We start from the raw sequence: 10,094 nt of genomic DNA, 5'->3' as shown, positions 1-10,094 counted from the left end.
GGACCCTGTGGTACACTTTTTTTGTACCACAGGGTCCGACCCCCTGGTACACTTTTGTCTAAAGAACCAATGAAATATAATAGTATCAAACTTGTGAATAATACACAAAAATATGGGGTATAAGAAGGGGAAACCTAAAGAACTTCAGAAGATTTCATGTATAAAAATAAGAAAAGAAGTGTCAAAATAGTATAATAGATCTGAATATTATCTGTGAAATGGAAAGTTTCAACAATTTCAAAGGAGGTATTTTCCCATGTTTGATATTGAAAAGACCTATAAACCGAAAACCCTTCAGGCCCTGGTAGAGGCCATGGAGGAAACGGCGGAGGAGGGCAAGATTATCGCCGGCGGCACCGATGTGGTGGTGAAACTACGGGAAGGTGTATTACAGCCGAAGGCCTTAATCGATATTTCATCGGTAAAGGAGATGCAATTCATTCGCCTACAGGAGGGAAAGGTACAGATCGGCGCCGGGACCACCTTCAGTGACCTGGAGGATCATCCCCTGTTGGAAGGGAGATTACAGGGCCTGAAAGAAGGGGCCGTGGAAGTGGGTTCCCCCCAAATTCGAAACGCCGGCACTTTGGGAGGAAACATCTGTAACGCCTCTCCCGCAGCGGATACGGTACCGCCCCTATTGGCCTTGGATGCGGCGGTGGTACTAAAAGGTGGCCAAGGGCTGCGCACCCTGAAGCTGGAAGACTTCTTCCTGGGGAAGGGAAAGGTGGACCTGGCCCCCGGGGAGTTTTTATACTATATCGAATTTGACCAAGCAAAGGAGGGGCAGGGACTGGGATTTTCAAAGTTGGGACCGAGGAAAGCCCTGGCCATCTCCAAGATCTGCACCGCGGTATATCTCGATGCGGACAAAGACCATAGGGTTCGGGAAATCCGTATTGCCAACGGCTCCGTAGGGCCAACCAGTCTTCGGGAACGGGAGGTCGAAGAAGTGCTGCGGGGGAAAACATTAACCCCGGAACATAAGGAAGCGGCTCAGCAAAAGTTTAAGGAAGTTTTAAATCGCCGTCTGAAAGGGCGATGGGATGTGGATTTTAAGGAGGAAGCCATCCGAGGCGTCTTTAAAGAGGCGTTGGAAAAGGCTGTTGCAAGAGCCTTAGTATAAACGAGAAACCGAAAGAGGGGATCAAATGAAAACCATAACTATGAAAATCAACGGGATTTCAAGAAACGTGGAGATCGATGAAAATGACCGTCTGCTGGATGTGATTCGTGAGGGATTTCATCTGACGGGCACCAAGGAAGGCTGTGGAGAAGGGGAATGCGGCGTATGCAGCGTACTGCTGGACGGAAAACTGGTAAATTCCTGTATGATCATGGCCTTTCAAGCGGAGGATCGGGAAGTGATCACCATTGAAGGTGTGGGACAAGAGGGGGAACTGGACCCGATTCAACAGGCCTTTATCGATACCGGTGCCGTGCAATGCGGCTTTTGTACCCCGGGAATGATCCTTTCCGCCAAGGCATTGTTGTTGAAAAACCCCAACCCCACCAATCAGGAAATTCGACGGGGAATTTCCGGTAATCTTTGCCGGTGCACGGGATATGAAAAAATTGTAGAGGCGGTGGCCCTGGCGGCCAAGAGAATCAGTGAAAAATAAGGAATGAACGGGGAGTGGGAAACAAGGATTCAATACCCGGATCAAAAAATACGGATCAGTAAATAGGGACCAAGAAATCAAGACTTAGCAAGGTGAAAGGAGTGAGCCCATGTCGTTTAATGTAATCGGAGAAAATATTCTCAGGGTGGACGGCCATACCAAAGTTACGGGCGGGGCCAAATACCCGGCGGATTTAAATATGGAGAACATGCTGTACGGTAAAACCCTGCGTTCCGAGAAAGCCCATGCAAACTTTACCCTGGATACCGGGGAAGCCGAGGCCATGGAAGGGGTGGTCGGGGTGTTGACGGCGAAGGACATCCCGGGGAAAAACGCCCACGGGGTTTTGTTTAAAGACCATGAAGCCCTTTGTGAAAGTCGGGTTCGGCGAATCGGGGACCCGATAGCCGTGGTCATCGCTGAAAGTGAAAGAATCGCAGAAAAAGCCTTACAGGGGATTCGGGTAACCTACGAAGAATTACCGGCGGTGTTTGATCCCGAGGAGGCTATGAAGGAGGAGGCCCCGAAGGTTCATGGGGAGGACAACACCATCTTTCATTTTAAAATCCGCCGGGGAGACGTGGAAAAAGCCTTTGAGGAAGCGGCGGTGATCGTAGAGGACACCTATTATACCGGAGCGGTGGACCATGCCTTTTTACAACCGGAGGCGGGGGTTTCCTATGTGGAAGAGGACGGAACCGTGACCGTAATTGCAGCCACCCAGTATCCCCATTTTGATCGAATGGATATTGCCGGGGCCCTGGGGATGGAGGAAGAACAGGTCCGGATCATCAACCCCGCCGTAGGCGGCGCCTTCGGAGGAAGGGAGGATCTGACCCTGCAAATTCATCTGGCGGTGGCGGCCAAGAAGTTTCACCGTCCGGTGAAAATGGTCTATGATCGGAAGGAGTCCTTTCTGGCCCACTGTAAGCGCCACCCCATTATCATGCACTGCAAAACCGCAGCGGATAAAGAGGGTAAACTGCTGGGAATGAAGGCTAGAATTGTGGGAGACACAGGAGCCTATGCCTCCTGGGCCATTAACGTGCTGCGTAAGGCCGGGGTGCATATCACCGGGCCCTATGAAATCCCCAACGTATGGGTGGATTCCTATGCGGTCTATACCAACAATCCCTTTTCCGGGGCCATGCGAGGTTTTGGTGCAACCCAGCCTCCCATTGCCCATGAACAGCAGATGGATCGAATCGGGGAAAAACTGGGGCTGGACCCCTTTACCATCCGAAGGAAAAATCTGTTTACCCTGGGTTCGAAAACCGCCACGGAACAGGTGTTAAAAGAAAGTGTGCCCCTGGACCGGTGTCTCGATGCCCTGGAGGCGGCGATGAACAAGAAACCGCTACCCGATGAAAATATCAACTATCTGGAGGACTTAAAGCAGCGACAGATGGAAAAGGAGGGAGCTTCCGATGAAAAAATCCGGTAAAGGGATTGGCTTGATGTTTTATGGCACGGGATACGGCAACGGATTTCCCGATGTGTCCCGGGCAAAGGCGAAGATCGATGAACAGGGTCGCTTCACCATTTATTCCGGCGCCTGTGAAGTGGGGCAGGGGGCGAAAACCTCTCTGGCCCAAATACCGGCGGAGATCCTGGGAATTGTAACCGAGGATGTGATCTTTGATCATGAGGATACGAAAACCACCCTGGACGCGGGAACCTGTGCCGCAAGCCGGCAAACCTACAATACGGGAAATGCGATGAAAATGGCCAGTGAATCCCTAAGGGCCATCCTGGAGGACAAAGCCCGGGAGCTGTTGAATTTGTCCCGGGAAGAAAGTCTGATTTTTAAGGATCACCGAATATATGCAAAAAAGGATCCTGAAAAACACACCTCCTTTGAAGAAATCGCCGGTCATTTCTCCGGAGAGAACTTAGAGGCGGAGGAGGTTTTTCAGGCTCATACCACGGAGATGAATGAAGCGACGGGGGAAGGAAACCCCTATTGGCCCTACACCTTCGGTGCCTGCGGCGTGGAGGTGGAGGTCAATACGGAAACCGGAACCTTAGAGATCCTAAGCGCCATACTGGTCCAGGATGTGGGTAGGGCGGTGAACCCGAAACTCATTGAAGGGCAAATGGACGGAGGTTTTGCCATGGCCCAGGGCTATGCCCTGTTGGAGGATCTTAATATCGTGGGTGGGGAAATCAAGCACCATAATTTCACGAAATACTTAATTCCCACGGCCCTGGACGCCGTGGAGGTACAAAAGATCATCGTGGAGGATCCGGAATCCTCAGCTCCCTTCGGAGCAAAGGGCATCGGTGAGCCGGTAATGATTCCCGTAGCCCCGGCAATTCTCAACGCCATTTACGATGCCGTGGGGGTTCGAATTACCGAGATTCCCGTAACACCGGAGCGATTACTGAAAGCCATAAAGGAGGCGTCCTGATGAGTTCCAAAAGACAAGGTTCGGAGGAAAAGAAAAAGCTGAAAAAACAGATCGATGTTGCGGCGGGACGGAAAAAGGCCGCTAAGGTCTTTAAAAATGCCAAAGTGATCAATGTGTTTACCGCGGAGATCATCGATGGGGATGTGGCCGTGGTGGACGGAGAAATCGTAGGTATCGGAAACTATTCCGGGGTGGAGGAAATTGACTTAAAGGGGAAATACTTAGCCCCGGGACTGATCGACGGCCATGTGCATATCGAGTCCTCCATGGTCTCCCCCCGGGAATTTATGAAGGTGGTGCTGCCGAAGGGAACCACAAGCATTGTGGCGGACCCCCATGAAATTGCTAATGTAAGAGGCCTGGAGGGGATCCGATATATGATGGACTCCAGTCGGGACCTGCCGATGAACTTTTATTTTGTGCTGCCATCCTGTGTCCCCTCCACGGAGTTTGAAAATGCCGGAGCGAAGCTTATGGCCGAGGACCTGGCCACACTGATTGACCGAAGGGACGTGCTGGGCCTTGGGGAATTAATGGATTACCCCGGGGTCATTGAGGGAAGAGGGGATATTCTGGATAAAGTCCTGGTTGCGGGCGACAAGATCATCGACGGCCACGGCCCGGAAATTAAAGACCGTGATCTGAATGCATACCGCATGGCCGGGGTTAAAACCGAGCACGAGTGCTCCACGGTGGAAGAGATGGAAAACCGCCTGCGCCTGGGGATGTATGTGCTGATTCGCCAAGGATCCGCCGCCAGGAATTTAGAGGCCCTGATCCAAGGGGTCACCAGGGAGAACTCCCGGAGATGCCTGTTTTGCACCGACGACCGCCATCCCGAGGATCTTTTGCAGGAGGGACATATCGACAACAATGTGCGCCAAGCCATAAAGCTGGGTCTTGACCCGATTACCGCCGTACAAATGGCCACCATCAATGCGGCGGAGTGTTACGGCCTGGATAAGGTAGGGGCCATCGCCCCGGGACGGTTGGCGGACTTTGTGGTCCTGGAGGATCTGGAGACCTTTAGGATCCATTCGGTTTATAAAGAGGGAAAACCGGTACAGGAGCTCTTAACAAAGCTTCCCAAGAACCGGGCGGATACCCGGTGGGTTAAAAACAGTGTCAATCTTCATGGGGTTTCCTTAAAGGATTTAGAGCTTCAGGTGGAGGGCAAAGAAATCCGGGCCATTAAGGTATTGCCCCACAGTCTGTTAACCAAAAGCGAACATCTACGGGTAAGGCTGGATCAGGGGAAGTATTATAGCGAACAGGGAGAGCCTCTTTTAAAAATGGCGGTGATGGAACGCCATCATAAAACCGGAAACGTGGGGCTGGGCCTCGTAAAGGACTTTCATCTGGAAAACGGTGCCATTGCCCTTACCATCGGTCATGATTCCCATAATTTAATCGTCATCGGGGATCGGGACGAGGACATGCTGGCAGCGGTGAAGGAAGTGGAAAACCTGGACGGCGGTATTGCCATCGTCTCCCGAAGAGAAGTGCTGGCCGGTCTTTCCCTACCCATCGGGGGCTTGATGTCCGAGGACTCCATGGAAAAGGTCAATGAAAAATTCAAAGGCATGCTGGACATTGCCTATGATCAACTGAAGGTAAACTCGGGGATTGACCCCTTTATGACCCTGTCCTTTTTGGCACTGCCCGTAATCCCGGAGATTAAACTGACGGATATGGGACTGTTTGACGTGATGAGATTCGGGTTTGTGGATTTAGAGGTCAAAGAATAGAAGCGTTGAAGGAGTAAACAAAATCAAGAAGTATAAGGGTATAAGCATCCAAAGACCGACGTAAAAAAACTCCCTAGAGATCAGGGAGTTTTTTCGGTTCCGGTACTTCTTTTCCTGCAACATAGCGTTTTTCAATGTGGCGGTCGTCACCGATATATAAATACCGTTCCAGCCGTTCCTTTAGGGTCAGGTTTAAGGTGCCCAGTTCCCGGTCGTCAACTACCAAAGCGTCAAAGGCATAATCCGCCTCAAAACTCCCCACTTTGCCAAAGAACCTTCCGCCGCCCTTCGTCCCCATGTAAAAGACTTCTGAAAGCTTAAGGGGATCCAGGGTTTTACCTGATTCCAGCCATTTAATCTTGGAGGCCTGTACCGCTGCGGTCATGACTTTCGGGATGGATACCTGGTGTCCGGCGCCCACATCGGTGCCCAGCCCTACGGATACCCCTTTGTTTAAAAAGTTTCGCACAGGCATAATGCCGCTGGCCAGGTTATAGTTCGCATGGGGGCAGTGGGCGGCGTAAACTCCGGATTTCGCCATCAGTTCAATTTCCTTTTCCGTATTGAATACACAGTGGGCCATGATCGTGGGCTGATGACCGAAGAGCCCGTAGTCATGATAGATGCTGGCATAATCAAGGGAGTCGGGATGAAGTTCTTTGACCCAGTCCACCTCTCCCTGGTTTTCGGAAATATGGGATTGGACAAACACGCTGTGATCCCTTGCAAAAGCTCCCAGTTTTTCCATAAGGGGGGTTGAACAAACCGGCACAAATCGCGGGGTTAAGATGGGACGGACAAGGTCGGATTGATCGGCATACTTCTCAATGATTTCCAAGGTTTCGGAAAGGGATTGATCGGAATCCTCCACAATAAACTCGGGACAGTTTCGGTCCATATTGACTTTTCCCACAAAAGCCCCCAGGCCCGCATCGATAAAGAGGTCCAAAAGAAACTCCGTACTTTCCTTATGAACGGAACCAAAGATTACGGAACGGGTGGTTCCGTTTTTCCAAAGGGCATGAACCACCTGGGGATAGATTTCCTTGGCATAGGAAAGGTCTTTGAATTTGCTTTCCTCGGGAAAGGTATACTCCTCTAGCCAGGGGAGCAGCTCCTTGTCCAGACCCAGTCCCCGGTTGGCGAACTGGGGAGCATGGAAGTGCAGGTCCACAAATCCCGGCAGGATTATGCGGTGGCCGTAGTCCGTTATAGCACAGCCTTTATATTCTTCGGGAAGGGTGGCATAGGTGCCGATCACCCGGTCCCCATTTACGACAAGATAACCATTTTCCAGGGTTCGTAGTTCTTCCATGGAAGGACTGTCTACAATATTGCCTTTGTAAACGGTTATATGTTCATGATCCGTGGTCATAGATATTCACTTCCTTTATCGTGATGTACTTGTTGATAGTTCTTAACTACATTATAGGGTTTATCAGAAGAACAAACAAGATGAAGAAGGATTGATTTATGAAACCTACACAAAACAAATTTATTATTGTTAATTTTTTAATAATATATTTCGGGACAAAGGGGGGATGAATCCCAAGGGATTGGTTATTTTATATAAGAAGAGGGGAAGCCCTTCGGGGAAAAGGAAAAGACGAATTAAAGGGTTTCGTTATAGCAAAAGTGTTGTATAATATAACAAGACCTAAATCATGAAATGAAGTGTATAGGAATAAGAGATTGAGAGGAAGAATAATATGAAAAGTAAAAAAATGTTGCGGGGAAAAAGACTGTTGATCCTCACGCTGGTTTTCTTTTTAAGCTTCACCCTGTTTAGCGGTGCTATGGAAGCGGAAGGTCCAAGGGGAGAAAGCCGGGGGGAAGAAGGGTCTTATCTGGTTATGGAAAGAGTCACGGATTGGTTTTCCATGGATAATTTTGAAGTAATAGAGAATGCGATGGATCGCATTGAGGAGATAACGGACTCCATTGGACGGGGGACGGAAAGAATCGGAGAGTCCATCGATAAAATAACGGACTTCATCGGTTTTGGTGACAACAACTCCGGGGAAGAGTCCGGGGAGGAAGAAGGCATCAACGAAGAGCAGGATAAAAAAGATACCGGGGAAGTAAGGGGTACATTTACCACGAAGGACGGGGACGGGGTGGAAGATATCCGGGTGAATCTGGGGAACTATGCAACCTACACAAACAGTACCGGAGACTTTGCTTTCGATGAAATTCCCTATGGAATCTATACCTTAAGCTATCAAGCCTCGGAGAGCGGAGAACTGAAACCCGTTGAAGAGATCCTTCTGGATGGTGAGAACAATCGCTATGTGATAAACCTGGTAATCGAGCAGGAACCCTCAGAAGCCGGTGAAGCCCAGGAGGAAGAGATTATTGTGGACGCCGTATCCGAAGAGGCTCCCGAAGAATCTCCGGAGGCTGATCCGGAGGAGGACCGGGGAGTGTTAGGGCTACTCCTGATTCTGTCCTTGTTGTTACTGGCCATTGTGTTGATCTTTGTTCTTAATCGAAAGCATATCAAAATCATCGATGCTAAAACCGGGGAAAGTTTAGGAAAAAGGAAAGTTGATATCAAGGCGGTTACCTGGATTGACTTAACCGAGGAGTTTCAAGAGGCAGCGGAAGAAAAAATCCGGATACGCTTTATCCGCTCCGCTTTGAAAAAGCTTTACGGCAAGAAGGTGATTTTCACCGTGGGGGACCAGGTGATTGCGGAAATACCGGAATACACCGGGGAACTGGACTTTTTGATTCGCCGAAAACCCCTGGAGGAGGCGAATTCCTATGAAGAGGCATCCGAGGATTTCCGAGAATAAAGGAAAAGGCCGGGTTAGGGCATCTGACGGATATATTGTTTAATTCCTTGGGCAATGGGCATATATTAGCATAGAAGAATATAAAGCTACTAAACATCAAGGAGGAAAATCAATGAAAAATACTGCTATGCGTACCTATGTGGGGAGAACCCCATTAATACGGGCAAAAAATCTTGAAGAAAAGCTGGGGATACGAAAGATTTATTTAAAACTCGAAGGAAACAATCCTTCCGGCCATCTCGAAGACCGTTTAGCCTACTTAATCGTGCGGGATGCCCTATCAAAAGGACAAAAAAATATATGCCTGGGAAACAGTGGAAGGCTGCTGTATTCCTTGGCATACCTGTCTAAATATTTCGATGTGAATCTGGTACTGTTTGCCCCGAAGGACTCCCGGATTTCTGAAAACCGGTTTATTATGGATAATGATAAAATTGAAATCCATGCCGTGGGAGAAAATGAAATGGACTGTATTGAAAAAAGCAATCAATGCGCTGAAGAAAACCGGTATTATAATGCCAATCCCGGTATGACGAATAATATTTTATACATTTACAGCTTTTCCTATCTGGCCAGTGAGATCAACACCCGATTGAAAAAAGATCCCACCACGTTGTTTTCTCAAACCGGGGAAGGGTTTTCCATTTCCGGATTGTACTCCGGCTTGAAACAGTCCTGGATCAATGAAGAAATTGAGCAGCTGCCCCAATTGTTTGCCTGTAGCACCAGTGAAGGCAATCCCATTGTGGAATCCTTTAAAAAGGGCAGTCGGGAAATCATCAAGGTTCAGGAAGAGGATATCTCCGAGAGTAAGTACAATAAAAATCTATTGCATCAAATTGACGGCAACGCTCAGGAAGCCCTGAATGCGGTGTACGACACAAAGGGAGCGGTGGTATCGATTTCCGATGAAGAACTGCTGCGCTACAAAGAAGAATTTCAAGCCCTGGAGAACATTCACGTCTCCACGGAAAACGCTTATCCCATTGCGGCCTTTATGAAAACCTATGAAGAGGGAAAACTGGAAAACGGAACCCATGTAGTCGTGTTAAAGGACGGGAAAGTAGACTTGGACATAAAGGAAGTGGACAAAAAAACCCTGCCCCTTCCCTATGATGAATTCCTGGAATTACTGGACAGCTGGCTGATCCAGTACTCGGATCCCCTGGTGGAAATACAGGAGGCTTTTGACAACGCCTTAGAGGGCGGCTTTGTATTAACGGCCTACTTCGACGATGAATTAGCCGGGATCTGCGTTTTATCCAAGACCAGCTTTGACGACTTCTTTCCGAAGTACCATCTGTCCTATATCGCCACGAAGAAGGAAATCAAAGGCAAGGGAATCGGAACCCAGTTGATGCAAAGAGCCATTGAACTGGCGGAGGGGAACTTATCCCTGCATGTGGAGGTTGAAAACGAGAATGCCATTAAGCTTTATGAAAAGATGGGCTTTAAACGGAAATATTACCGAATGCTCTACGACGGACTGGAAAAACAGGAGGACTAAATTGCAGT

Annotated in this window: 8 protein-coding genes; 7 read left to right on the top strand and 1 reads right to left on the bottom strand. The window is 49.1% G+C overall.

Features of this window, described 5'->3' with window-relative positions; genetic code table 11:
* The first annotated feature begins 256 nt into the window (after nt 1-256).
* The 5 genes from ISALK_RS11270 (at nt 257) to ade (ending at nt 5,781) form a co-directional block, all read left to right on the top strand.
* On the top strand, nt 257-1,126 hold the full coding sequence (locus tag ISALK_RS11270) for an FAD binding domain-containing protein (RefSeq protein ID WP_160722320.1): 870 nt from the start codon (nt 257-259) through the stop codon (nt 1,124-1,126).
* 25 nt (nt 1,127-1,151) lie between these two features.
* Nucleotides 1,152-1,622 (top strand): (2Fe-2S)-binding protein, encoded by a 471-nt coding sequence (locus ISALK_RS11265; protein WP_160722318.1) that lies wholly within the window; start codon nt 1,152-1,154, stop codon nt 1,620-1,622.
* 109 nt (nt 1,623-1,731) lie between these two features.
* Complete coding sequence (locus tag ISALK_RS15385) at nt 1,732-3,066, top strand: xanthine dehydrogenase family protein molybdopterin-binding subunit (RefSeq protein ID WP_160722316.1); 1,335 nt, start codon at nt 1,732-1,734, stop codon at nt 3,064-3,066.
* A complete protein-coding gene (locus ISALK_RS15380; protein ID WP_160722314.1) occupies nt 3,050-4,033 on the top strand; it encodes a xanthine dehydrogenase family protein molybdopterin-binding subunit in 984 nt (327 codons plus the stop codon). Before ISALK_RS15385 ends, ISALK_RS15380 begins: the two co-directional genes overlap by 17 nt.
* A complete protein-coding gene (ade, locus tag ISALK_RS11250; RefSeq protein WP_160722312.1) occupies nt 4,033-5,781 on the top strand; it encodes an adenine deaminase in 1,749 nt (582 codons plus the stop codon). Before ISALK_RS15380 ends, ade begins: the two co-directional genes overlap by 1 nt.
* Nucleotides 5,782-5,854: 73 nt before the next feature.
* Here the strand turns inward: ade and ISALK_RS11245 are convergent, their stop codons facing one another.
* Nucleotides 5,855-7,156, bottom strand: a complete 1,302-nt coding sequence (locus ISALK_RS11245; RefSeq protein WP_160722310.1) for an amidohydrolase family protein — start codon at nt 7,154-7,156, stop codon at nt 5,855-5,857.
* Between the two features lie 334 nt (nt 7,157-7,490).
* Here ISALK_RS11245 and ISALK_RS11240 point away from each other — a divergent pair, with 334 nt between their 5' ends.
* Nucleotides 7,491-8,579 (top strand): carboxypeptidase-like regulatory domain-containing protein, encoded by a 1,089-nt coding sequence (locus tag ISALK_RS11240; RefSeq protein WP_160722308.1) that lies wholly within the window; start codon nt 7,491-7,493, stop codon nt 8,577-8,579.
* A 112-nt stretch (nt 8,580-8,691) separates the two neighbouring features.
* A complete protein-coding gene (locus tag ISALK_RS11235; protein ID WP_160722306.1) occupies nt 8,692-10,086 on the top strand; it encodes a pyridoxal-phosphate dependent enzyme in 1,395 nt (464 codons plus the stop codon).
* Nucleotides 10,087-10,094 lie beyond the last annotated feature (8 nt).

It is taken from the genome of Isachenkonia alkalipeptolytica (assembly GCF_009910325.1).
Lineage (GTDB): Bacteria > Bacillota > Clostridia > Peptostreptococcales > T1SED10-28 > Isachenkonia > Isachenkonia alkalipeptolytica.
The sequence above is the reverse complement of the archived record's forward strand: the minus strand, read 5'-3'. Positions and strand labels throughout refer to the sequence as shown.

Excerpts from the sequence above, each read along its gene's own strand:
- ISALK_RS11270 (WP_160722320.1), top strand. The coding sequence starts at position 257 with ATGTTTGATATTGAAAAGACCTATAAACCGAAAACCCTTCAGGCCCTG.
- ISALK_RS11265 (WP_160722318.1), top strand. The coding sequence starts at position 1,152 with ATGAAAACCATAACTATGAAAATCAACGGGATTTCAAGAAACGTGGAG.
- ISALK_RS15385 (WP_160722316.1), top strand. The coding sequence starts at position 1,732 with ATGTCGTTTAATGTAATCGGAGAAAATATTCTCAGGGTGGACGGCCAT.
- ISALK_RS15380 (WP_160722314.1), top strand. The coding sequence starts at position 3,050 with ATGAAAAAATCCGGTAAAGGGATTGGCTTGATGTTTTATGGCACGGGA.
- ade (WP_160722312.1), top strand. The coding sequence starts at position 4,033 with ATGAGTTCCAAAAGACAAGGTTCGGAGGAAAAGAAAAAGCTGAAAAAA.
- ISALK_RS11245 (WP_160722310.1), bottom strand. The coding sequence starts at position 7,156 with ATGACCACGGATCATGAACATATAACCGTTTACAAAGGCAATATTGTA.
- ISALK_RS11240 (WP_160722308.1), top strand. The coding sequence starts at position 7,491 with ATGAAAAGTAAAAAAATGTTGCGGGGAAAAAGACTGTTGATCCTCACG.
- ISALK_RS11235 (WP_160722306.1), top strand. The coding sequence starts at position 8,692 with ATGAAAAATACTGCTATGCGTACCTATGTGGGGAGAACCCCATTAATA.